Source organism: Neisseria wadsworthii 9715, assembly GCF_000227765.1.
In the GTDB taxonomy this organism is placed as follows: domain Bacteria; phylum Pseudomonadota; class Gammaproteobacteria; order Burkholderiales; family Neisseriaceae; genus Neisseria; species Neisseria wadsworthii.
The window spans coordinates 1,717,780-1,740,776 of record NZ_JH165159.1; the positions used below are offsets into that span (position 1 = coordinate 1,717,780).

At 49.0% G+C, this 22,997-nt stretch carries 19 protein-coding genes and 1 tRNA gene; 6 read left to right on the top strand and 14 right to left on the bottom strand.

The genetic code is table 11. The features are described 5' to 3' along the window. Window positions 1–2: 2 nt before the first annotated feature. Entirely contained in the window at window positions 3–860 is an 858-nt protein-coding gene (locus HMPREF9370_RS07930; protein WP_009116918.1) for a DMT family transporter, read from the bottom strand. Between the two features lie 285 nt (window positions 861–1,145). Here HMPREF9370_RS07930 and HMPREF9370_RS07935 point away from each other — a divergent pair, with 285 nt between their 5' ends. Beyond that, window positions 1,146–1,529: an MliC family protein gene (locus HMPREF9370_RS07935; protein ID WP_040667068.1), complete on the top strand. Its 384-nt coding sequence runs from the start codon at window positions 1,146–1,148 to the stop codon at window positions 1,527–1,529. An 87-nt stretch (window positions 1,530–1,616) separates the two neighbouring features. Here HMPREF9370_RS07935 and HMPREF9370_RS07940 read toward each other — a convergent pair whose 3' ends face one another. From HMPREF9370_RS07940 to ybaK, 8 genes are all read right to left on the bottom strand, one after another. Then, window positions 1,617–2,270 carry a sulfate/molybdate ABC transporter ATP-binding protein gene (locus HMPREF9370_RS07940; RefSeq protein ID WP_009116920.1) on the bottom strand — a complete coding sequence of 218 codons (654 nt, stop codon included), beginning with the start codon at window positions 2,268–2,270 and terminating at the stop codon, window positions 1,617–1,619. Further along, a complete protein-coding gene (gene modB, locus HMPREF9370_RS07945; protein ID WP_009116921.1) occupies window positions 2,270–2,944 on the bottom strand; it encodes a molybdate ABC transporter permease subunit in 675 nt (224 codons plus the stop codon). The genes HMPREF9370_RS07940 and modB overlap by 1 nt, the downstream gene beginning before the upstream one ends. A 295-nt stretch (window positions 2,945–3,239) precedes the next feature. Beyond that, window positions 3,240–3,989: a molybdate ABC transporter substrate-binding protein gene (gene modA / locus HMPREF9370_RS07950; protein ID WP_009116922.1), complete on the bottom strand. Its 750-nt coding sequence runs from the start codon at window positions 3,987–3,989 to the stop codon at window positions 3,240–3,242. A gap of 162 nt (window positions 3,990–4,151) precedes the next feature. Further along, a complete protein-coding gene (locus HMPREF9370_RS11655; protein WP_009116923.1) occupies window positions 4,152–7,313 on the bottom strand; it encodes an Ig-like domain-containing protein in 3,162 nt (1,053 codons plus the stop codon). Window positions 7,314–7,522: 209 nt separating this feature from the next. Next, window positions 7,523–9,778, bottom strand: a complete 2,256-nt coding sequence (locus HMPREF9370_RS07960; RefSeq protein WP_009116924.1) for a DNA internalization-related competence protein ComEC/Rec2 — start codon at window positions 9,776–9,778, stop codon at window positions 7,523–7,525. Between the two features lie 113 nt (window positions 9,779–9,891). Beyond that, a complete protein-coding gene (locus HMPREF9370_RS07965; protein WP_040667569.1) occupies window positions 9,892–10,767 on the bottom strand; it encodes a DMT family transporter in 876 nt (291 codons plus the stop codon). Between the two features lie 120 nt (window positions 10,768–10,887). Then, complete coding sequence (locus tag HMPREF9370_RS07970) at window positions 10,888–11,319, bottom strand: DUF4870 family protein (RefSeq protein WP_244963443.1); 432 nt, start codon at window positions 11,317–11,319, stop codon at window positions 10,888–10,890. Window positions 11,320–11,346: 27 nt separating this feature from the next. Next, complete coding sequence (gene ybaK / locus HMPREF9370_RS07975) at window positions 11,347–11,832, bottom strand: Cys-tRNA(Pro) deacylase (RefSeq protein WP_040667571.1); 486 nt, start codon at window positions 11,830–11,832, stop codon at window positions 11,347–11,349. 82 nt (window positions 11,833–11,914) lie between these two features. On the opposite strand from ybaK, the gene HMPREF9370_RS07980 reads away from it, so the two are divergent. After that, on the top strand, window positions 11,915–12,271 hold the full coding sequence (locus HMPREF9370_RS07980) for a RidA family protein (RefSeq protein ID WP_009116928.1): 357 nt from the start codon (window positions 11,915–11,917) through the stop codon (window positions 12,269–12,271). Window positions 12,272–12,572: 301 nt separating this feature from the next. Here the strand turns inward: HMPREF9370_RS07980 and HMPREF9370_RS07985 are convergent, their stop codons facing one another. Next, a complete protein-coding gene (locus tag HMPREF9370_RS07985; RefSeq protein WP_156792988.1) occupies window positions 12,573–13,187 on the bottom strand; it encodes a glutathione S-transferase family protein in 615 nt (204 codons plus the stop codon). Window positions 13,188–13,362: 175 nt separating this feature from the next. On the opposite strand from HMPREF9370_RS07985, the gene pdxA reads away from it, so the two are divergent. Continuing rightward, the gene (gene pdxA / locus HMPREF9370_RS07990) at window positions 13,363–14,343 is read left to right on the top strand and encodes a 4-hydroxythreonine-4-phosphate dehydrogenase PdxA (RefSeq protein WP_009116930.1); all 981 of its coding nucleotides are present in this window, start codon (window positions 13,363–13,365) and stop codon (window positions 14,341–14,343) included. Window positions 14,344–14,536: 193 nt separating this feature from the next. On the opposite strand, the gene HMPREF9370_RS07995 is transcribed toward pdxA, so the two are convergent. From HMPREF9370_RS07995 to fabA, 3 genes are all read right to left on the bottom strand, one after another. Further along, a tRNA-Ile gene (locus tag HMPREF9370_RS07995) sits at window positions 14,537–14,612 on the bottom strand. Between the two features lie 509 nt (window positions 14,613–15,121). Next, window positions 15,122–16,333, bottom strand: a complete 1,212-nt coding sequence (gene fabB, locus HMPREF9370_RS08000; RefSeq protein WP_009116931.1) for a beta-ketoacyl-ACP synthase I — start codon at window positions 16,331–16,333, stop codon at window positions 15,122–15,124. A 71-nt stretch (window positions 16,334–16,404) separates the two neighbouring features. Continuing rightward, on the bottom strand, window positions 16,405–16,929 hold the full coding sequence (fabA, locus tag HMPREF9370_RS08005; protein WP_009116932.1) for a 3-hydroxyacyl-[acyl-carrier-protein] dehydratase FabA: 525 nt from the start codon (window positions 16,927–16,929) through the stop codon (window positions 16,405–16,407). A gap of 504 nt (window positions 16,930–17,433) precedes the next feature. Between fabA and HMPREF9370_RS08010 the strand changes: the two genes are divergently transcribed. The 3 genes from HMPREF9370_RS08010 to nhaA all read left to right on the top strand — a co-directional run bounded on the left by HMPREF9370_RS08010 (window position 17,434) and on the right by nhaA (window position 22,198). Next, a complete protein-coding gene (locus HMPREF9370_RS08010) occupies window positions 17,434–18,630 on the top strand; it encodes an acetate kinase (RefSeq protein WP_009116933.1) in 1,197 nt (398 codons plus the stop codon). Between the two features lie 474 nt (window positions 18,631–19,104). After that, window positions 19,105–20,631: a sodium/proline symporter PutP gene (putP, locus tag HMPREF9370_RS08015; RefSeq protein WP_009116935.1), complete on the top strand. Its 1,527-nt coding sequence runs from the start codon at window positions 19,105–19,107 to the stop codon at window positions 20,629–20,631. Between the two features lie 421 nt (window positions 20,632–21,052). Further along, the gene (gene nhaA, locus HMPREF9370_RS08020) at window positions 21,053–22,198 is read left to right on the top strand and encodes a Na+/H+ antiporter NhaA (protein ID WP_040667574.1); all 1,146 of its coding nucleotides are present in this window, start codon (window positions 21,053–21,055) and stop codon (window positions 22,196–22,198) included. Window positions 22,199–22,324: 126 nt separating this feature from the next. Here nhaA and HMPREF9370_RS08025 read toward each other — a convergent pair whose 3' ends face one another. Then, the gene (locus tag HMPREF9370_RS08025) at window positions 22,325–22,819 is read right to left on the bottom strand and encodes a GlcG/HbpS family heme-binding protein (protein WP_009116937.1); all 495 of its coding nucleotides are present in this window, start codon (window positions 22,817–22,819) and stop codon (window positions 22,325–22,327) included. Window positions 22,820–22,997 lie beyond the last annotated feature (178 nt).

A 22,997-nucleotide genomic window follows, 5' to 3' on the forward strand; every position in this document is an offset into this window, starting at 1 on the left:
CGCTATTTTTTCAGCGCACTCAACACGCCGCTCAACACTATGATAACCATCCCCAGCCATTCTTGCCAGCCGATTTTATCGCCCAGCCAGAAAATACCCACCAGCGTGGAAAACGCCACCGTCAGGTAAGCCAGCGCGGCCACCGTGAATTTCCGCCCCACTTTATAAGCATGCGTCATTGCCAGCTGCGCGCCCAATGCCGAAGCGCCGATGCCCAAAATATAAAGCCAAGCCGCGCCCGAAGGCATATGCCAGCCTGAAACCGTTGCCCATGCCGCCCCCATTACCGTGCCGACCAGCGAAAGATAAAACACCACCCGCCAAGCCGGTTCGCCCAACAATGAAAGCTCCCTCACCTGCAAATACGCCCAGCCCGCCAGCAAACCGCCCAGCAAACCCACCAAAGCGGCTACCTCCTGCCCACTTTTAAACGAAGGGTTTAGCAGCAATACCACGCCGGCAAAGCCCAGCACCAGCATCAGCTGCGTATAGGCCGGGATTTTCTCCTTCAGCACCAGAAACGACAACAAAGCCAAAAAAATCGACGAGGTATAGCTGAGCGTTACCCCCGTAGCCAGCGGCAGGTGTATTACCGCATAAAAAATGCAAAACATACCCAAAGTGCCCGAAATACTGCGGTTCAGATGCGCTTTAAGGTGTGGTGTGGCAAATGTTTTTCCCTGCGCTTTGGCCATTACACCCAGCACCACAGCCGAAAACGCCATACGCCAAAACACCAATTCTCCCGTACCGAAACCATATTGCCCGGCTTCCTTAATCCATAAATTCATCAGCGTAAAAAGCGCTGCCGCCACCACCATCCAGCCCGATCCAAGCATATCTCGTTGATTCATTTGCATATTGAACACTATTAACAGATTAAATATCTTAACATGTTTTCAGACAGGCATTACGTTTCTTTAAAAAAGCGCCTTAGCAGCCCACTTTAATATAAAAGGCCAAACAAACCATCATTATTTAGTCGAAATTGATGTATTTAAAAGACATTAATTTCTGCGAAATTTCAATAACGTGGCGTAAATTCGAGTTAAACAGGTTTGCCTATTTCTCCTACTAGCCATAGTATGGAAATCTGCCAGCGGCATGGTGCGGCTGGTCATTATCCATTTTTGGAGAGAATAAACATGAAAATAAAATCTTTACTGTCTGTTGCTGCTGTTTTAACTTTAGCTGCCTGTGTTGTACCTGTTTCCAACCAAACTCCCAGCCACGATCATAGCCATCATCATGGCCACAGCCAAGCTCAAAGCGGTGCGGCAACTCAATTTACTTGCCAAAACGGCCTGTCTGTTCAAGTCCGCCAATTGAGTGACAGCAAAATCGAATTGACCTTAGATGACAAACGCGCTGTATTGACTCAAACCCGTTCTGCTTCAGGCGAACTCTATACCGCCAATAAAGGCCTGTTCGGCAGCGGTGCCCAATGGCATTCAAAAGGCGGCGAAGCATTCTTCAGCTTTGCTGATCCTTACGGCAATAAAGTAGAGACTTCTTGCAACGCTATGTAAGCAGCATTTCATGATGAAAACGCATCCTCTTTTACAGGATGCGTTTTTTTGTTTGATACACTTCAAAATATCTTTTCAGACAGGCATTCAGTTTACACGCATCAGCCTACCGGCTTCCATCCGCCATATTTGATCGGCTAAAGCCTCGGCATCCTGCGTGTCGTGCGTAATCAGAATCAGCGGCACACATTGTTCTCTGGCGAGAGCACCCACTTCCTGCCTCATTTGGCCGCGCAAATCCGTGTCGAGTGCGGAGAAAGGCTCGTCGAGCAACAAAAGCTTCGGCCGGTTGGCCAAAGCGCGCGCCAGCGCCGTGCGCTGCTTTTGACCGCCGGAAATTTCACTAGGATAATGCGCGGCCACATGTGAAAGCTGCATTCTCTCCAACCACGAAGCAGCCTGCACCTGAGCATGTTTCTGTTTGGGGTTGGCAAGCCCTCTATTGAGGCCGAACGCAATGTTTTGCGCCACGGTTAAGTGTGGAAACAGTGCGTAATCCTGAAACACCAGCCCCACCCGCCGCTCTTGCGGCGGCAGGTGCCGTTTGCCGTCAAACCACTGCTCGCCTTGAATACGGATATAACCCGAATCAGCTTTTAGCAAACCTGCGAGCATGTTGAGCGTCAGCGTTTTGCCGGAACCCGACGCGCCTACAATGGCGATATTCGGTGAATCCGACTGCAATGAAACGTCTAATTCAAATGCGGTAAATTTTTTCTGCAAAGAAAAATCAAACAGCATCACGCTTTCCTTTCCTTACCGCCTGCCACACGGCCGATGGCCAACAGAATCACCACACACACCACTGAAATCAGCAATACCAAACTGTTCGCTAGCGAATCGTTACCCGCTTGTACCGCTTCGTAAACAGCAATGGAAAGGGTTTGCGTTTCGTTAGGAATGCTGCCCGCCACCATCAGCGTGGCGCCGAACTCGCCCAAAGCACGTGCAAACGCCAATAACACGCCGGCCAAAATACCGCGCCATGCCAAAGGCAGGCTCACTCGGAAAAATACGGCGGCAGCCCCCAAACCAAGCGACCGCGCGGCTTGTTCGAGCTGCGGGTTCACATTTTCAAATGCTGCCCTTGCAGGTTTAAAAATAAGCGGAAAGGTTACCACCATTGCGGCAATCACAGCGCCCTGCCAGGTAAAAATCAGCGTGATGCCGAAATGCTCTTGCAGCCAACTTCCCAAAGGGCCTTTACGCCCAAGCAGCACGAGCAGGTAATAGCCGAGCACGGTTGGCGGCATAACCATCGGCAAAGTGAGCACCGTATCTAAAAAATCTCGTCCCCAAAATTTTAGGCGCGCCAAAGCAAAGCCCGCCGCAGTGCCGACAATAATATTAAGCAGCGTAGCCAGCCCGGCTACTTTCAAGGAAAGGTAAAGGGTTATGAAGATGGGTTCGGTCATAGAGTAAGTTAAACTTTTTCAGACAGGCATAGGTTTTATAATCGAAAAGCTTAAAAATAAACAATTTGAGAGGTCTGAAATCACCATTGCCGCCACGGGATGCCGCCGAACACAGCGGGCTTTTCAGAGAAAGCAAAACAGGTTTTGAATTCCAGCAACACCGGCTGACACTCGGGCCAAGCCCGAGTATGACGAGTGTATTATTTTTAAGTTGATTCACCATAGCCACAATCACTATGAATTTCAGACAGGCATTGTGCCTGCTAACACAATGCCTGTCTGAAAATCACCGAGGTTAAGGTTTCGTGAAACCGTATTTTTGTAATACTGCCTGCCCTTTAGTCGAAAGAATGTAATCGGCAAAGCGCTTGGCTTCAGCTTGTTGTTTGCTGTCTTTCGCCACGGCAATCGGGTAAGTAGCCGGCTTGTCCAGCGGCACAGTCCACAACACTTTCACTTTGTCATTCTGAATCTGCGCATCGGTGTTGTACACAAAACCGGCTTCCACTTCGCCGCGCGCTACATAATCAAGCGCCTGGCGGACATTTTGGGTGTTGATGATTTTCGGGGTAATCGAAGCCCAAACACCGGCTTTTTCCAAAGCGGCTTTAGCATAACGGCCTGCAGGCACGCTGTCCGGGTTGCCCACGGCAATGCGTTTCACGCTACTTTGTTGCAAGTCTTTCAAACCCTTAACCGTCAACTTGCTGTCACCGGGCGCCACAACCACCAAGGTATTGCGGGCAAAATTTTTGCGCGTAGCCGGCACAATCAGGTTTTGCTCGACCGCCATATCCATGGTTTTCTGATCGGCAAATGCCAATACATCAACCGGCGCACCTTTAGCCGCTTGCTGCAATAAAGCACCGGAAGCGGCGGTGTTCAGTTTGATTTTGGCATCGGGATATTGCTTTTCGTATTGAGCGGCGATTTCTTTAAAAACATCGCTTAGGCTGGCAGCAGCCGATACGGTAATTTCAGCCGCAAATGCAGCCGGCATAGCGGCGGTGAGCGCCAGTGTAAGTAGTGTTTTGCGAAGATTCATATTGTTTCCTTTTTTGGTATCGGTTCCATAAGCGAATGTGTTTATAACATGCGGCAAATCCGCTTTTTATACCACTTATTGGTTAATACTAAAGTATTATGATTCAGCGCTAAAAAATGCCTGTCTGAAGATTATTCAGACAGGCATTCTTAAAGATATATACTATACAACTACAAAAATGTTTTGCGCCGACTGTTCGCTATCCAATGCAAGCTTGGCAAACGCAACTGCACCGCCGCTTCCCGATCCGTCGGCATCATAATAAAGAGTGCCTTTATCATAAACCAAACGTGTTCCCGCCGTGGCTTTATCAGCGCCGAATGCCAACATGGTATCGGTAATGGTATCCATGCCGAACACAAGGCTGCTTAAGCCGATTTTGTCGGTACCGGACTGAAAATCGGTGATGGTATCGATCGAACCGTCAAGCTGGGTATTGAACACAAATGTGTCGGCACCCGCTCCGCCGGTAAGCGTGTCGCTGCCTTTGCCGCCGATAATCACATCATTACCTGCTTTGCCGTTGATTACATTATCGGCACTGTTGCCGACAATGCGGTTGTCTCCGTCATTACCCGTGCCTCTGATAGCGGTCTCTCCCAGCAAAGTAAGGTTTTCGAGGTGCTCGGAAAGCTCAAAATTGTTTGTGCTCACCACGCTGTCGTCACCTTCGTTTTCTGCTTCGACTATGCGGTCATACACGCTATCAACGTGATAAATATCATTGCCTGCACCGCCCGCCAGCGTGTCGTTACCCGCGCCACCGTCGAGAATATCGTTGCCTGCACCGCCGTTGATGGTATCGTTGCCTGCTCCGCCCTCAATCAGGTTATCCGCATCATTTCCAGTCAACTTATCGCTGTAACGCGAACCAATCAAATTTTCAATCTGTGTGCCGTAGCCGATAAAAGCCTGACCGACGGTATAGATGCTCTTCACGGTTTCTTTGACATAATCACCTGCGGCTTCAGACCAAACTTTGCTGTTTCCAATGCCGAATGCCTGAGGCACATTAATCAACTCGTACCCCTGATGAATGAAGTAGCGGCTTTTTTCTCCGATATAGTTCCACGAACCAGGCACCAGGCTGGCGGTCACACCCGCCCATGCGTCTGAAGCATCGAATGTATCGGTGCCTTTACCATCCCAGATATACACGCCACCGTCGCTGGTACGGTTGAAGCTGGAGAAGGTGTAGATGTCGTTACCGCTTTTCTGACCATGATTAACGCCAAAGTTGTAATGCAGCGCTGCCAGATCGAAAACGCGTAAATCAAGCGTACCTACGCTGTCCCCGGGTGTATAAGACATCAAGGTATAGCTGAACTCGTCTTCTTCCGCCGCCAGATCTTCGCTTTTATTCAGATTGCTTTTACTGTCGGGATTATCGCCGCTGTCTTCATTGAAAGGATGCTCGAAGCCAAAACTGTGCATCACTTCATGCAACAGCGTAAGGGCACCGTTATAGTGGCTAAACGCATCATCTTCTGAAAACAATTGGGTCGATAAATGTACGTCACCGCCCGGATAAGCATAGCCCGCGGTATCATGGTTATCCCCCAAGTTTTTTTCGGAGGAAGTCATATCGTCCAGATAAAGCACCATATCCGCCGATTCGACGTCATCGGTTTCGATTAACGTGATACCGGCATATTTGGTATAGCTTTCAAACAAAGCCCGAATATCGTTTTTCTGATTCTCACTAAACGGCATACCGCCATTGAGCTTCTCCCCTGTTCTGCGGTCAATTTTGCTTTCGGGGTCAAACGCGTAATGAACAATCAAAGCGCTGCCGGGCCCGCGCCAGTTGGACGTGTTATCGAGATAGCCGAAAGAAAGGCCTTTATCCTGAAAACTGCCGTCGCCCAATGCGCGGATAAAATAGGGCAGATTTTTGTTGCCCGATTCGCCTATATCGCCGCCATCAGGCGTTTCTTTTACGGCATAAGTATCCCTGTCTGAAACGGAGATGACTTCGCCTTCCGCATTTTTGGTGTTCAACACGGCGCTCACGGTTTGGTCGGTATCGGCATAAAGGTCGCTATTTTTCACTTTCACACTGAAAGTTTTGCCCTTACCGACCGAAGTGCTGTATTCGGTGCCGTTTACGGTAACAATAACCTTATCGCCGATTTTGCCGGCCCCGCTTACCGCACCGCTGATTTCTGTTACCAGCGCATTTCCGGCAGCAGCATCCACGCTGTAGTTGCCGTTTTTATCTTTCAGCAGCAAATCGTGAGAAAAAGCAACGCTCACACTAGATAAATCCGCATCCTGAGGGAAGCCATGATGAAGCTCGTACTCTCCATTACCGCGTTCAGTAACAAAAGAAAACGCACTTTCGGCATATTTCACCCAAACACGCTCGCCTTCTGCTTTGGCCAAGTCATTCAGATTAGCCTTGAAACTGAACGAACCGTCTGCACTATTGACGCTTGCACGGTAAATCTGGCTACCGATGCCTATTTCCAAAGCGCTAATCCAACCGTTTTGAATATATTTCTGAAGCGCAGCATTTTCACTTGAAATCTTGCCACCAAGCGTAACAATGTCGTCTGCCCTGCTCTCTCCGACCACGTCGCTTCTCCCCACCACGGGATTCAAGCGGATTTGTGCGGCTACTTCGTTTTGCAGCTTGTAGCTCTGACTCACCGATTCCGCTCCGTTTGCCGACGCCGTTACCGCGTGCTTGCTGCTGCCAACCAAATCGGCAGCGTTGACTTTCACACTGAATGTTCCGTTGGACGCAACTGATGCCTGATACGTTTTACCGTTCACATTAATCTGCACTTCATCTCCGGCAACAGCACCTTGTGCAGAACCACTGATCGTCACCGGAGCCTGAGCTTCGGTTACGTTCAATACACCGTCGCCGGTAATTTTATCAAGCTTTAAAGTGATTTTCCGGTCTCGGTTTTCATTAGAAGAAGAACCTCCTCCGCCCGAACTGCCCGCCGCAGCGGCAATAGCACCGATACCCAGCAACACACCTGCACCAATTGCCGCTTTGGTTCCTATGCCCGCCTCTTCCGCCAGCATCGGCTTACCCTGCAACGGCGCGACTGTTGTTTCACCGTTTACGAAATCAGCATAATATCGGTAATATCCCTTGATTTCCGCCACCGGCTGCCCACTATTTTGCGGTAGCAGAAGCAAATCTTCGCCTTCCTGCTTGGCAATTACATCAACCAAATTACCTTCCGCATCATACACAGCAAAAACTTCACCACTATGCGCCTCCACTTGTGCAGGCAGGGCAGCATCTGCATAAATTATCTCCGAGCTATTGTCTTCGCGTGTGATTTTCAGTTGATAATTGTTCATTTATTTCATCTCTAAAAGGTGACACTAATTTAACCATAGCAAATAAACTTATTTTTGATACAAGGCAGCAAGGTGCAGCAACGCCGTAGCAGAAATAAAATTTATTTGCGATACCACTATTTCGACAGGATTATACTTACACCAACCATCTGAAACCAATGGTTTTTATCAAATAACCATCTGGCATCGTGGTGACATGCCTGTCTCCGCTACGGCATTGATTCGTTTTGCCCGGCTTCTTTCCCAAAAGGCTTTTTCTGCCAATATGCTTTGTTCTCATGCCGCTCCGCACCTAGCGATAAAGCCTCTTCCGGCTCAAAACCAACTAGCCGGGCTCCTTGCAAATCGGTGCGTAAAAGCTGAATGCCATGTGCCCGCAAACGTGTTTTTACCGCTTTTGCCGGATGCCCGTAAGCATTGGCAAAACCGCTGGAGGCAATAGCATATTGCGGTGCAACCGCGTTTAAAAATGCCCCGGAAGAAGCGCTACTGCTGCCGTGATGGCCGAGTATCAGCACTTGGCTGTATAGCCCGCTGCCGTAACGCGAGATTAATGCCTGCTCACCCCGCTGGCTCAAATCCCCTGTAACCAGCAACGCTTTTTCAGCCGCCACTACACGCAACACACAGCTTTGTTCATTGTCATCACCCGCTTTTTCAGACAGGCTTAAAAATTCAAAATGCACACCATCCCAATCCCATGCTTCCGCCTCATGGCAAGACAGTGCATTTGGGTAAAATTCAGGTTGCCCCGCCCACAGTGTTGCCGGGCTGAATGCCTGTCTGATAAGCATTGCGCCGCCGTCGTGATCATTATCATGATGTGAAAACACGGCTCCATCCAGCTTATGCACACCCATTGCACGCAAGCTCGGTATCAACTGCGTTTGCGCCGCTGCTTCCGTGCCCGTATCAAACAACAGCGTTTTAGAAGCAGTATGAAAACTCACAGCCAGCCCCTGTCCGACATCCCACACCATAATCTTCAAAGCCTGTTTCGGCACGGCAGGCGGGCGGTAAAAAGTAAAACCTGCCAACACAACAAATGCCCACGGCTTCAGCCCCAGCCCCCGAGGCAACAAAGCCACCAACACCGCAGCAACAGCCAGCCACAACAAACTTACCGGCGCCGCAGCCATACTCCACTCAGGCGCCCAGCTTCCCAGCCAAAACAATGCCCGCATCGTATATTCGCCCGCACCTGCCGCCAGCATTTGCAAAGGCTCAACAGGAAAAGCAGAAGCCGCCAATGCCAACGGCACCAACACCCATGAAAACCACGGTACAGCAATCAAATTTACCAAAGAGCTGATTAAGGGCAACGCCGCAAACATAAATCCCAGCGCCACCAAAGATACCAGCAACAACGCGTACTGGCCGCGCCAAAACACAACCTGTCCTTTTTCTTCCAGCCGCCAAGCACTTACCCACAGCAAAGCAGCTACTAAACCAAACGAAAGCCATGTGCCCACACCCAGCACAGCCAGCGGATCAAACAACAACACCGCGGCAAGCGCCGCCCACCAGGCAAACCAAACCGACTGCCCTTTCCTCGAATGCCAAATCCAGGCAAATGCCGCCAACATCAACACCGTGCGCTGAGTCGGCACACCAAACCCTGCCAGCAGCGCATAAGCAAATGCCGCCGACAAACCAACAAGCAGCATCACCGTGCGCGGCCGTTTAAATGAAAACGGCAAACGGCGCAACACCATCCGCGCCAGCAATGCCGCCAGCAACCCCACCATGCTGACATGCAGGCCGGATATGCTGACCAAATGCGTCAAACCCAAAGGGCGGAATGCTTGCCAAGCCCGATTCGGCAGCGCACTTTGCTCGCCTATACTCAAAGCCCGCATCAATGCCACACCCTGTTCAAATCCCTGCACCTGCTGCCAGTTGCCGCTAACAGCCGCGCGCAGCTGCTGCAAACCGATCTCCTGTCCCTGCCCGATACGCTCACGTTCTTTCCCAACCGTTCCCGTACCGCTCAATCCATTGGCCAAAGCCCATGCCTCCCGGTTAAACCCACGCAGATTCACCTCGCCCACAGGCGCCCTCACCCGCACTTTCGCCCGCCACACACTGCCTATCGGCCAGTCGCGAAGCGAATAATCGGAAAGCTGAACCCGCCATTGCCGCCCGGAAAAATCCTGCACTTGAGCTTCAAAACGCACCCACCGCTCTTCCCGCTGCGGTAAGCCCGTTACCTTAAGCGTCAGCATATTTGCTTCAACCTGCGCGACCGGCCATTGGTTTGCCAGCACGAGCTCTGTGCGCCATGTACCGTAAACGGCGCCCAAAAGTGCCACCAGCAACACAGCCGCCACACCACTACGCCGCGCAGCAAGCAGCAAACCCAAACCTGCCATAGCCGCAACATACCAAGCGGGCACGGCCGGCAGCGCAAAAGAAGCTGTAATTCCAACCACCCACGCAGGCAGACAGCGTTCAAAAAAGCGCACGTTTTCCCTTTTTATCTTTGAAATATAAAAGTGAATATTATCATCTTATTGATTATTTCAATAGAACAATGCCTGTCTGAAAATATTCAGACAGGCATTGCATCCGCTACACCTTACAGCCCTAAAGCACCACTGATTTGCGGCCAATAAAACAAGCAGGCAATAGCACATACGGCCACCACGATACCCGCCGCATTGATGCTGCTGATTTTTTCCTTAAACGCCAGCGCCCCCACCAGCGTACCGAGCACAATCACACCTATATTCATTCCCGCAAACACCAAAGTCGGGCTTTCGCTCATCACCTGATGGGCGCGCACATAAGTAAAGATATTGGCGAAATTCAAGCAACCCAATACCATGCCGCCGAGGATTCCGGCAGCGGTCCATTTCACGCCTTTAGCAAACAGATAACCAAACATCAGTATCCCCGCCAAACAGAAAGCCACCAAAAGATTGCCGGAAAACGCCGTGCCGCTTTTAGCCACCTGTTTGAACAGAATATCAATCACACCGTAGCCTGCCCACACGCCGAGCAGCAAGCCGGCATTTGCCATCATTCCTCCTGATTTTTTCCCGCCTCCGGATTTCCACAAAAGGCAGAACAATGCCGTAAACGCCAGCGCCAATCCAACCGCCCGCCCTTGCGTGAGTGTTTCACCGAAAATCAGAAACGACGCGCAAATCGGCAGAAACAACGACAATCTTTGTGCAGCATCCGACTTCACAATCCCCGCCCGTTCAACCGAGCGCCCCATAATCACAAAAACCGTGGGCAACAACACGCCCAGCGCACCAAATACCCACCAAGTCGGCAAAAAGCTGCGCCAAGTGCTCAAATCAGGTTTGAGAAAAATCATACACAGCGCAATCGCCACCAAATAATTCACAGCCACCGCCTGTTCGATGTCGATTTTCTTCGCACGCGCCATTTTCAGCAAAACCGACACGGCCACGCTGCACACAATACTGCTGATAAGAAAAACCATTTTTTCACTTCCGCCAAAAGCTTTCAGACAGGCATTCATGCCCACAACAAAACCGGGCTTACCGCCCGGCTATATTATACGGATTCACAACATCATCCGCCTAAATCTAAAAATCAGTTGTCACAACCAGCCTTCCACCGATACCGGCTGATTGTCGTTAAACTTGATGAAACCGACCACCACACGGTAAATAAACCACAGGCCTACTATAAACAACACAATCAAACCGATGCCGATAAACGATGTAATCCAGCCGATTAGGCTGCCGGCCAGCGCAATCCAAAACGTTTTAATCAGATACTGCATATGGTCGTAATAAATTGTTCCGGCCATTTCATCACGCTTGATATAGGCAATGATCACGCCCACGATGGCCGTAATACCCACCAAAATCGAGGCTGCATAAAGTATATAAACCGCCAAAGCATAATTGCGCATATTTTCAGAAACCGCCGGCGAGTGTATTGAGCCTGCAAAATGCTCAGGCGCAGCCTGTTGTTCGGCTGTTTCAACCTCAATATTCTGCTCTTCGTTGTTATTGTGATTTTTCATTTCGTCCATATTCCTCTCCAATCTATTTTAATGGTCAACTGCCACATTCACGCTGACAGGGTTCAGGGTTTGCAAAGCCTGCGGAGAAACAGCCACAAGAAAACCGCGCTTGCCGCCGTTGATATAAATTGTATCTAAAGCCCAGATACTTTCTTCCACATAAACCGGCAATGCGGTTTTGGTGCCGAAAGGGCTGGTACCGCCTACCAAAAAGCCCGTCCACTTATTGGCCTGCTTCGGATCGGCAGGGTCGATATGTTTCATACCGAGTGTGCGCGCCAGATTGCGTGTGGAAATCTGTTTATCGCCGTGCATCAACACAATTAAGCCTTTTTTCTCTTCGTTTTGCAGCACAATGGTTTTTACCACCGCATGCTCGGCAACGCCCAAACACGCAGCCGAATGGGCTGTGCCACCGTGTTCGACATAATCATAAAGCTTAGGTTCAAAATGAATATTATGCTCGCGCAAGAAGCGCACAGCGGGGGTAACGGGATAATCAGGCTTAGCCATGGCAAAATTTTTAAAAACGATAACCTGCCTTATGTTAACATAGCTTTCCATTCAATAACCATTCTCACCCAAAGGAAGAAATATGACCATTCAATACTTCGGCCAAACGCCCCGCCTTTCAGAAGCCACTGTTGCCAACGGTTTCGTATTCCTTGCGGGCATGGTACCTGAAAACACGGAAGCGGACGCCGCCGAACAAACCCGCAACGTACTCGAGCAAATCGACCACTGGCTCGCACGGTGCGGATCCGATAAAAGCTATATTCTCGAAGCCACCATTTTCCTGCCTGATATGGCTGATTACGACGCCGTAAATATTGCTTGGGACGCTTGGGTAACCCCCCATCACACGCCTGCCCGCGCCTGCGTGGAAGCCAAACTGGCCAAACCGGAATGGAAAGTAGAAATCAAAGTTTCCGCCTTGCAGATTCATAAATAAATCCATGTTGACCAAATAAACCATGCCTGTCTGAAAAAAGTTTCATACAGGCATGGTTTACGATATTGAATCAATTTGAAATCAATGCGCTTAAACCGTTAGCAGATCTCGGCTACTACCTCACAAACGCCTTGCATAGAAACCGGCAACCGTGGTCGCCTTTCTTAATTCATTTGCTTTGGCGAAGCAAGAAAATAATAGGCCGCTCGGCCCTTTAGCGCCATCTTAACAACAGTATGAAACAGATAAGATTTAAAAGAACTCGTTGTCATACTGATTTGTAAATTGACCCACTATGCTTTTATTTCCCCTGCTGAGCCAACAGCTCTTCATCAATTTCATCGGCCCGTAAAGCCGCAGGGCGTTTTCGATGGCGTTCTGCAAACTGCACAAAAGCCGGGCGCGGTTCCAGCAATTTAAATTGTACATACCAGCCCACATAAGCGGCCACCAAAAGATCAGCCGCGGTAAACGTGTCGCCTGCTAAATACTCCCTGTCTGTCAACGCAGCTTCCAAAGTATCGAGCAAATCGGCTTCCGTGCCGAAACCCGCATTTTCAGATTTCGGCAAAGGCGCACCACTTGTTTTGGCAATCATCAACTGCTCTAGTGGCGCCATAAAGCTGATCCAGCGGTAATAAGCACCACGTTCAGGGCTGCCTACCGGCGGCGCAAGCTTCTTTTCCGGCACCAAATCGGCAAGATACATGCAGATTGCCGCCGTTTCTGTCACTACCACATCACCGTGCTTTAGCGCAGGCACCTTGCCCATCGGGTTAATAGCGCGGTACTCAGGCGCTTTCATACTGGTGCCGTATTCGAGCAACACGGTTTCATAAGGCAATCCGGTTTCTTCCAGCATCCAGCGGGCTATACGGCCGCGCGACATGGGGTGTGTATAAAAGGTTAATTTCATTTGCCGCTCCTCAATTCCGTTAACAACATTCTCATAGCATAATTCAGTATAACAGCTTGCTATGACAATTTCAGTCAGCAGTAAAATGCCTGTCTGAAACCTTTTTTCAGACAGGCATTGCCAAGCAATTAATGATATAGTCTGTTTTAACATTTCCCTTAGGAATAGCCCCGTCATGCAACCCACATTAGCCATTACCTCGGGCGAACCTGCCGGTATCGGCCCCGACATCTGCCTTGATTTGGTACACGCCGCCCTACCCTGCCGCGCCGTTATTTTGGGCGACATCAATCTGCTGCAACAACGTGCGCAAATGCTTGGTAAATCCATCACAATCAAACAATACGATCCGGAAAGCCTGCCTGAAAAAGGCGTACTGGAAGTATGGCATATTCCTTTAAACGCACCTTGTGAAGCCGGCAAGCTGGATGTTGCCAACGCACCTTACGTGCTTGACCTTTTAGACACCGCTTATGAAGGCATAGAGCGCAAACAATTTGCCGGCATGGTTACCGCGCCGCTACACAAAGGCATCATCAACGATGCGGGCGGCCCATTCTTCAGCGGACACACCGAATACCTAGCCGAAAAATCCGAAGCCAAACAAGTAGTCATGATGCTGGCAGGCGGTGGTTTGCGCGTTGCGCTGGCCACCACCCACCTGCCTTTAAAAGACGTAGCCGCCGCCATCAACGCACCGCTGTTGCACAATATCGTCCGCGTGCTGCACCACGATCTACAACATAAATTCGGCATTGAAGCGCCCAGCATTCTCGCCGCCGGCCTCAACCCGCACGCCGGAGAAGGCGGGCATTTAGGAAGCGAAGAAATCGACATCATCATCCCCGCATTTAAAACCCTGCGTGCAGAAGGTATCGATATCCGCGGCCCCTATCCTGCCGACACCCTTTTTCAACCCTTCATGCTGGAACACGCCGATGCCGTGCTCGCCATGTATCACGACCAGGGCTTACCTGTGTTGAAATACGCGGGCTTCGGCAACAGCGTCAACATTACCCTCGGCCTGCCGTTTATCCGCACCTCCGTTGACCACGGCACAGCCCTTGAGCTGGCAGGTACAGGCAAAGCCCGTTCCGGCAGCCTGATTGCCGCAGTAAACACGGCTTACGAAATGACCGCTGCACGGAATGCATAGTTAGGCAAAACCATGTACACATAAACACAATGCCTGTCTGAAAAATTTTTCAGACAGGCATTTCACAATCTTCGTTATCTTCGGTTTACTTCACTTTAATAACACCGCTCAGTATCCAATACAAATTTTTCCAAACCGTACAAAGTTTTTTTGCAAAATTAAATCCGCATAAACTATTATGCGGATTCGTATTTGGTGGGCCCGGTCGGGTTCGAACCGACGACCAAGGGATTATGAGTCCCCTGCTCTAACCCCTGAGCTACAGGCCCGGCTAGAGAAAGAAAGCGTGTATTGTATAACACAATATTCCATTCAGACAAGAAGCGAGCGAAGTTTTCAACATAACTGTGAAAATGAAAGTCATACAATGCGAGACAAAATGGCACGAAATGTAGCAGAATTCCTGAAGCGATTCACATAATGCCTACCTGAAAACCGCTCTTTCAGACAGGCATTTCCGTAACTATAGCCAATAAACTTTATTTACAATAAGAATAACAACACAATACCGTTACAGTTTTTGGCAGTCAATCAACTTATTTTTAATACAAGAGCAAGCCGCAGACAGTACAAGTAGTACGGGACTGATTTTGTTGCTGCTTCAGCAGCTTACAAAATCGTTCTCTTTGAGCTACAGCGCAGCAACGACGTAGTAAAAATTAAGTTGATTGACTATGCTGTTACTATGCAAGGGTTTAACCATATTCCACCATAGCACAAAAATAAAGCACCCGGCTTTGTTGAGCCGGGTGCTTTATTCAGTTTTTCAGACAGGCATTTAAACCCTGCTGAAAATCAATGTGGCATTTGTACCGCCAAAACCGAAGCTGTTCGACATCACGGCATCCAGCTTCATCTGCTTATTCTCACGCAAAATAGGCAGATCGACCGCCTCTTCATCAATATTCTGAATATTGGCACTGGCGCATACAAAATCATTCTGCATCATCAAAATGGAATAAATTGCCTCATTAGAGCCCGCCGCACCAAGTGCGTGACCGGAAAGGGATTTGGTAGAACTGATAAAAGGCACATCTTTTCCATTAAACACCTTACGGATGGCTTCCAATTCTTTGGTGTCGCCCACCGGTGTGGAGGTGCCATGTGCATTGATGTAATCCACCTTACCGCCATGTTGTGCCAAAGCCATTTCCATGCAGCGCACCGCACCTTCACCTGAAGGCTGTACCATATCATAGCCATCGGAAGTAGCGCCGTAACCGGTGATTTCACACAAAATCTTAGCACCGCGCGCTTTAGCATGCTCGTATTCTTCCAGCACCAAGATGCTGCCGCCGCCGGAAATCACGAAGCCGTCTCGGTCGGCATCATAAGCACGGCTGGCAGTTTGAGGCGCATCATTGTATTTGCTCGACATGGCGCCCATCGCATCAAACAACATGCTCATCTGCCACGATACTTCTTCACCGCCGCCGGCGAACACAATATCCTGCTTACCTAACTGAATCAGCTCGGCCGCATTACCGATACAATGCGCACTGGTTGAACACGCAGAGCTGATGGAATAGTTGACACCCTTAATTTGATAGTGCGTAGCCAAACAAGCTGAAACGGTGGAAGCCATGGTTTTGGTTACGCCGTACGGGCCGATGCGTTTCACGCCTTTTTCACGCAAAATATCAGCAGCTTCAACCTGAGCAGAAGAAGAAGCCCCGCCACTACCGGCCACAATGCCCGTACGGGGGTTAGACACCATTTCCGGAGTTAAGCCGGCATTCTCAATAGCTTCTTTCATAGCTATATAAGTAAAAGCGGCAGCATCACCCATAAAACGTATGGCTTTTCGATCAATATGCTCTTTGGTGTCGATTTTAATGTTGCCCGCAACATTTGAGCGCAGACCCATTTCCTGATAAACAGGATCAAATTCAATGCCTGATTTTAAGTTCTTGAGTGATTCAAGCACTTCTTGGCAGTTGTTACCCAAGCTCGACACGATGCCGATACCGGTTACCACTACTCGTTTCATGCTACATCTCCAAATAGTAAAGCGAATAAGGTTTTGAATTTTCAGATTAAAGCAAACATACGGTCTGTTGCTTAGAAATCGTCGGTGCTGGTAAACAAGCCAACACGCAAACCGTTGCCTTCATAGATTTTTTTACCGTCTACACTCATTTCGGCATCGGCAATACCCAACACCAACTTGCTGTTCATTACACGCTTCATATGGATGTGGTAAGTGATTTTTTTGTGTTTCGGCAAAACCTGCCCGCTGAATTTAACTTCGCCGCAGCCCAATGCACGTCCGCGACCGGGCGCGCCGCTCCAACCTAAGAAAAAACCAACCAGCTGCCACATCGCATCCAAGCCCAAACAGCCCGGCATCACAGGGTCGCCTTGGAAATGGCAATCGAAAAACCATAAATCCGGATGGATATCCAATTCAGCAATGATTTCGCCTTTGCCGTATTTGCCACCATCTTTAGTAATGCTCACGATTCGATCAATCATCAGCATATTGGGCAGTGGAAGCTGGGCGTTACCGGGACCGAACAGGTTGCCCTTCCCGCATTCGAGTAATTCTTCTTTGGTATAGCTGTTTTGAGGAACAAACTGGGTCATGTTAATCCTTGAAATGATAATGATATGACTAAAACAAAGTCAGTTTTATACTTTATTTATAGATTAAGAAATTTATAGATTAAGAATTGAATAATTCTACTGTCGGCTTTGTAACAACGTCAAGAAGCGTACTGTCTGTTTTGCAGCAACTTACTTTTCTATATCATCCGATTCCGCTTCAATTTTACAGAATTCAATTCAGCATATCCAAATAACATTATTAAAGGTTTTACTTTTCAAACAAACATTTCATCTGTTTGAGAAACAAACAGCTTCGCGCCCGGTTAACGGAACGAAACAATTTACACTACCGCCTAAAATTTCTGTAAAATCGTGCCCTCGCTGAAAATCAAACCGAAACAGAAGCAAACAAATTTTAAGTTTTAGCAAATCGGCCATAGCGGCAGACTCAACGCGTGCTCAGGCCGAAATTTTATTTATATATCTCGATTTAATTCGGATATCTCAAATTTTTAATCATCCTGAATTAAGGAGCTTCACATCATGACTGATAAATTGATTCTTGTATTAAACTGCGGCAGCTCTTCGCTGAAAGGTGCCGTATTGAATAACACAAACGGCGACGTGCTGTTGAGCTGCTTGGGCGAAAAACTGGGCTTGGAAGATGCTTACATCACATTTAAAGCCAACAGCGAAAAACACAAAGTATCTCTGGAAGGCCGCACCGATCACACCGGCGCCGTAGAAGCTTTGATGGAAGAACTCAAATCCCGCGGGCTGGACAGCGACATCTCTGCAATCGGTCACCGCGTAGTGAGCGGCGGCGAAACATACAGCGAATCCATTTTAATTGATGAAAATGTGATTGCCGGTATTGAAAAATGCATTCCGTTGGCGCCGCTGCACAATCCGGCCAACCTGCTCGGTATCCGCGCTGCGCAAAATATTTTCAAAGGTCTGCCGAATGTAGCCGTGTTCGATACCGCGTTCCACCAAACCCTGCCCGCCCATGCCTACACTTACGCCTTGCCGCGCGAACTTTACCGCAAATACGGCTTACGCCGTTATGGTTTCCACGGCACCAGCTACCGCTTCGTAGCTGATGAAGCCGCCCGTTTTTTAGGCAAAGACAAAAACACTCTGCGCATGGTTATCGCCCACTTGGGCAACGGCGCGTCGATTACTGCCGTTGCCAACGGCAAATCCGTTGACACCAGCATGGGTCTGACTCCGCTGGAGGGTTTGGTAATGGGTACGCGCAGCGGCGATGTGGACGCCAGCGTATTCTCTTTCCTGGCTGAAAATGCCGGTATGGACATTGCCCAAGTTACCGATTTGCTCAACAAAAAATCCGGCCTGCTCGGCATTTCCGAAATTTCGAGCGACTGCCGCACGATTGAAGAAGAAGCGGCTAAGGGTCAAGAAGGCGCGGTTTTGGCTTTGGAAATTTTTGCCTACCGCTTGGCAAAATATGTAGGCAGCATGGCTGTGGCGGCAGGCGGCATTGATGTGTTGGCGTTTACCGGCGGCATCGGTGAAAATTCCGACATCATCCGTGAAAAAGTGCTGAACTATGTTGCTTTCTTAGGTTTCAAACTGGATAAAGAAGCCAATCTGCAAGCGCGCTTCGGTAATGCCGGTGTAATCACAACTGCCGACAGCGCTGCAGTAGCAGTGGTGATTCCGACCAACGAAGAGCTGATGATCGCTCAAGATACGGCAAGACTTTCAGGTTTGTAATCTCTCTACCGCCGGATTAAATGCCTGTCTGAAAAACTTTTCAGACAGGCATTCTTATCATTTCGCCACTTATCCGGCATCTTGTATGAATGCCTGAATATCATTTTTTAGCTGTATAGTGAATTAACAACCAATACTTGACTAAATTTAAATATTGTCAACAATTACATCTTGTTTCAATGTCTGCCTGAAAACGTTCAGACAGGCATTTATCAATTCATTAACATAAAAATCAAATAGTTAAAAAAATTAGTTTGTATAATTCCGATTTTGCAAACATTGACTTAACTATAAATTTTCAGTATAAATCTTAACTTTTGGTATAAATATTCCAAAAACCAAGCCGGAAAACATGGTTTGTGTTACCCTAATGCTTATCTTATTGGAATTAATTCCAATAAGAATCAATTTGATAAAACATACAACCTCCCATTTCCGACTCCGACAAACACAACCTTCATCAAGAGGTACATTATGAATCCGATGTACATTACCTTCGGGGTGTATCTGGTCGCCGTATTGCTGATCGGTTTGGTCGCCTATTTCTCTACCCGCAACTTCGACGATTATATTTTGGGCGGCAGAAGCTTGGGCCCGTTCGTAACCGCCATGTCTGCGGGAGCTTCCGATATGTCGGGCTGGCTCTTGATGGGCTTGCCCGGTGCGATTTATGCTGCGGGCTTGAGTGAAGCCTGGATTGCCATCGGCCTGACCATAGGCGCATGGCTTAACTGGCTCTTGGTATCGGGCCGTTTACGCGTACACACCGAATACAACAATAACGCCTTAACCCTGCCCGATTATTTTCATAACCGTTTCGGTGCGCAAGGTCGGGCGATTAAGGTAATTTCCGCCACTATCATCTTATTTTTCTTCACGATTTATTGTGCTTCGGGCGTAGTAGCAGGAGCGCGCCTGTTCCAAAGCCTGTTTGGCGGCATGACTTACCAGCAAGCCATCTGGCTGGGGGCGGGCGCAACCATTGCCTACACCTTTATCGGCGGCTTTCTCGCAGTCAGCTGGACGGATACTGTGCAGGCCACACTGATGATTTTTGCGCTGATTCTGACACCGGTTATGGTTTATCTGGCTTTGGGCGGCGCAGACGAGGTGGATGCCGCTATCGCAGCCGCCACACAATCCAGCGGCCAGATGTACAGCAGCCTGCTCACCGGCACAACATTTATCGGCATCATTTCCACCGCCGCTTGGGGCTTAGGCTATTTCGGCCAACCGCATATCCTAGCGCGCTTTATGGCGGCTGAAAATGTAAAATCGCTCGCCAGCGCGCGCCGCATCGGGATGACTTGGATGATTCTGTGTTTGGCCGGCGCCGTAGCCGTTGGTTATTTCGGTATCGCTTACTTTGGCGCACACCCCGATCACGCCGGTGCAATGGGTGGTAATAACGAACGCATATTCATCGCCTTAGCGACCATTCTGTTCAACCCCTGGGTTGCCGGCGTGATTCTTTCCGCTATTTTGGCGGCGGTAATGTCCACCTTATCTTGCCAGCTTTTGGTTTGCTCCAGCGCGATTACCGAAGATTTCTACAAAGGCTTCCTGCGCCCTGCTGCTGCTCAGAAAGAGTTGGTTTGGGTTGGCCGCATTATGGTGCTGGCGGTTGCTGTGATTGCGATTTTGATTGCAGCGAATCCCGACAGCAAGGTTTTGGGCTTGGTTTCTTACGCTTGGGCAGGTTTTGGCGCGGCATTCGGCCCTGTGGTGATTTTGTCTGTATTCTGGAAACGTATGACCGCTTCCAGCGCATTGGCAGGCATGATTGCCGGAGCGCTGACCGTGGTGGTTTGGGCAGAATGGGTAAAAAAACCCGCTTTGGCCCTGAAAGAAAGCGGCTGGACCACCATTTACGAAATCGTGCCCGGCTTCATCGTATGCTGGCTGGTGATTATGCTTGTGTCTTTAATCAGCAAAGCACCGAGCCGCGAAGTTCAGGAGCGTTTTGAAAAAGCGGATGCGGATTATCAAGCAGCAAAATAATTGAAATCCATTTACCGGGCCTGTCTGAACGTTTTCAGACAGGCCTCTTATTTCACTTGTTTCAAAACAAAGGTTGATGCCTGTCTGAAACCTTGATGACACCTGTTCTTTACACTGGCTCTGCCGAACAAAGCTGAATTTTCAGGAGAACGGGAGCCATTTTAAGCTGTTCGTGATTAAGCCGCTTGCTCAGCAACAGCAACGCCATACGCGAGCATACTACCTTTTTGCTTTCCGTTAATTTTTGCAGTTTTCAGACAAGCATTAACATGTATTTAAGTAAATTACGGCAACATAGTTTAACATTCACCCCTTTGGCAGAGTTTCCTGTTTGCGCGGCTCAAACAACATGCCGCACCTGATATTCCGCCGTTTCACATTCAAACGCACAACACTTAATCATTTTAAAGAAGGGAAATTAGTGAAAAATAAAATTGTTCATTTTTTCAGCTTGGAACCCGCTTCCGGCATTATGTTGATGATAGCCGCCGTATTGGGCATTATTGTCGCCAACTCGGCTTTATCCGAACACTATTTCGGCATACTGGGTGCTTACGTTGGCGGCATGAGCGTATCACATTGGATTAACGACGGGCTGATGGCGGTGTTTTTCCTGTTTGTCGGCTTGGAAGTAAAACGCGAATTGCTGCAAGGCGAGCTGGACACCAACGCAAAAAGAATCCTCCCCGGCCTAGCAGCATTTGGCGGATTGGTTTTGCCGGCGCTGATTTATGCCTTATTCAACAGCCATAACCCTGAAACCATACGCGGTTGGGCGGTACCGGCGGCAACGGATATTGCGTTTGCTTTGGGCGTGTTGGCATTGCTGGGCAGCCGCGTACCTGCCTCGTTAAAAATCTTCCTCACTGCACTGGCAATTATGGATGACCTCGCCGTTATCGTGGTTATCGCTCTTTTCTATACAGAAAGCATTAATTTCCTTTATCTGATTCTGGCCGGCATCACATTGGCCGCCCTCTTCGCGCTAAACAAAAAAGGCATATTGAAAACGGCGCCTTACCTGCTTTTAGGCTTACTGCTTTGGTTTTTCGTGTTGAAAACAGGTATTCACGCTACGTTGGCCGGTGTATTACTGGCGTTTGCCATTCCCTTGCGCGTGCCCGACAGCATCGAAGAAGCGCCTTTGCTGACTTGGGAACATGCTTTGGAAAACCCGGTGGCATTTTTTGTGGTGCCGGTATTCGGCTTCGCCAACGCGGGCGTATCTTTTGCGGGACTGGATTTTTCGGTGTTGTTTGAGCCCGTGGTGCTGGGCATCGCAGCGGGTTTGTTTGTCGGTAAACAGATAGGCATTTTCAGCGTGGTTTGGGCAACTGTGAAAATGGGCTGGACAAGCCTGCCTGAAAACGCAAGCTGGCTGCAAGTTTACGGCGTGGCGCTGTTGTGCGGTATCGGCTTTACCATGAGCCTATTTATCAGCCTACTGGCCTTTACCGATCCGGCTATTCAGGATTACAGCAAAGTCGGCGTATTCTTGGGCTCTATTTTCTCCGGCGTGGCCGGCTATCTGGTTTTGCGCTATGCGGGAAAAAACAGCATGGCTTGAAGTTTTAACTGATAAAACCACATAAACACATAAAGAAAAAGGTTGCGCCCAATATGGGTGCAACCTTTTTTATCGGCAACTTATGTTTCAGACAGGCATTAAATGCCTGTCTGAAAACCGATTGATTTATCTACTCAACAACGCTTTTGCACCGGCTTCCGCAACGCTTTCATCTTCATCCACCGTGCCGCCGCTCACGCCTACGCTGCCGACTATGGTACCCTTTTTATCAGTCAACAGCACGCCGCCGGCAAAAATCACCAAGCCGTCGTTGGTGGTTTCAATGCCGTAAAGCGGCTGGCCGGGCTGCGCGGCTTTGCCCAAAGCGCGGGTGGACATATTAAAATAACGTGCCGTGCGTGCTTTGCGCTCGGCAATATCAATGCTGCCCAAAAAAGCATCATCCATACGGGCGAACGCTTTTAAGTTTCCGCCCGCATCCACAACGGCCACATTCACAGGTACTTTTATCGCTTCCGCCTTTTTCACCGCCGCCTGTACCACCGATTGCGCCTGCGAAAGCGTGATATCGCCCGGTAAAGTTTTTACCGGCTCCGCAGCAGAAGCGGAAAAGCCGGCAGCCAAACAAGCCAATGCTGCTAAAGTTCTGGAATAACGCATATTTCTCTCCTTATTTCTATTTCTCGTTAAAAACACACCAATATCGTGCGATAAGCGCTAGATACACCACATGCGCTTCACGCCGATTTTTTTATTTTGCTATCATGAATTTAACATTTTTATACAGTTATTACCAATAAAACTCATAAGCCTAGATATTTAAACGATAAAACCATCC

What these genes read in the sequence shown, in the direction of transcription:
- modB (WP_009116921.1), bottom strand. Translation starts at nt 2,944, where the DNA reads ATGACCGAACCCATCTTCATAACCCTTTACCTTTCCTTGAAAGTAGCC.
- HMPREF9370_RS07980 (WP_009116928.1), top strand. Translation starts at nt 11,915, where the DNA reads ATGACCATTCAATACTTCGGCCAAACGCCCCGCCTTTCAGAAGCCACT.
- modA (WP_009116922.1), bottom strand. Translation starts at nt 3,989, where the DNA reads ATGAATCTTCGCAAAACACTACTTACACTGGCGCTCACCGCCGCTATG.
- HMPREF9370_RS08025 (WP_009116937.1), bottom strand. Translation starts at nt 22,819, where the DNA reads ATGCGTTATTCCAGAACTTTAGCAGCATTGGCTTGTTTGGCTGCCGGC.
- HMPREF9370_RS07965 (WP_040667569.1), bottom strand. Translation starts at nt 10,767, where the DNA reads ATGGTTTTTCTTATCAGCAGTATTGTGTGCAGCGTGGCCGTGTCGGTT.
- HMPREF9370_RS08010 (WP_009116933.1), top strand. Translation starts at nt 17,434, where the DNA reads ATGACTGATAAATTGATTCTTGTATTAAACTGCGGCAGCTCTTCGCTG.
- ybaK (WP_040667571.1), bottom strand. Translation starts at nt 11,832, where the DNA reads ATGGCTAAGCCTGATTATCCCGTTACCCCCGCTGTGCGCTTCTTGCGC.
- HMPREF9370_RS07940 (WP_009116920.1), bottom strand. Translation starts at nt 2,270, where the DNA reads ATGCTGTTTGATTTTTCTTTGCAGAAAAAATTTACCGCATTTGAATTA.
- HMPREF9370_RS07935 (WP_040667068.1), top strand. Translation starts at nt 1,146, where the DNA reads ATGAAAATAAAATCTTTACTGTCTGTTGCTGCTGTTTTAACTTTAGCT.
- fabB (WP_009116931.1), bottom strand. Translation starts at nt 16,333, where the DNA reads ATGAAACGAGTAGTGGTAACCGGTATCGGCATCGTGTCGAGCTTGGGT.
- fabA (WP_009116932.1), bottom strand. Translation starts at nt 16,929, where the DNA reads ATGACCCAGTTTGTTCCTCAAAACAGCTATACCAAAGAAGAATTACTC.
- pdxA (WP_009116930.1), top strand. Translation starts at nt 13,363, where the DNA reads ATGCAACCCACATTAGCCATTACCTCGGGCGAACCTGCCGGTATCGGC.
- HMPREF9370_RS07930 (WP_009116918.1), bottom strand. Translation starts at nt 860, where the DNA reads ATGCAAATGAATCAACGAGATATGCTTGGATCGGGCTGGATGGTGGTG.
- HMPREF9370_RS11655 (WP_009116923.1), bottom strand. Translation starts at nt 7,313, where the DNA reads ATGAACAATTATCAACTGAAAATCACACGCGAAGACAATAGCTCGGAG.
- HMPREF9370_RS07970 (WP_244963443.1), bottom strand. Translation starts at nt 11,319, where the DNA reads ATGAAAAATCACAATAACAACGAAGAGCAGAATATTGAGGTTGAAACA.
- putP (WP_009116935.1), top strand. Translation starts at nt 19,105, where the DNA reads ATGAATCCGATGTACATTACCTTCGGGGTGTATCTGGTCGCCGTATTG.
- HMPREF9370_RS07985 (WP_156792988.1), bottom strand. Translation starts at nt 13,187, where the DNA reads ATGAAATTAACCTTTTATACACACCCCATGTCGCGCGGCCGTATAGCC.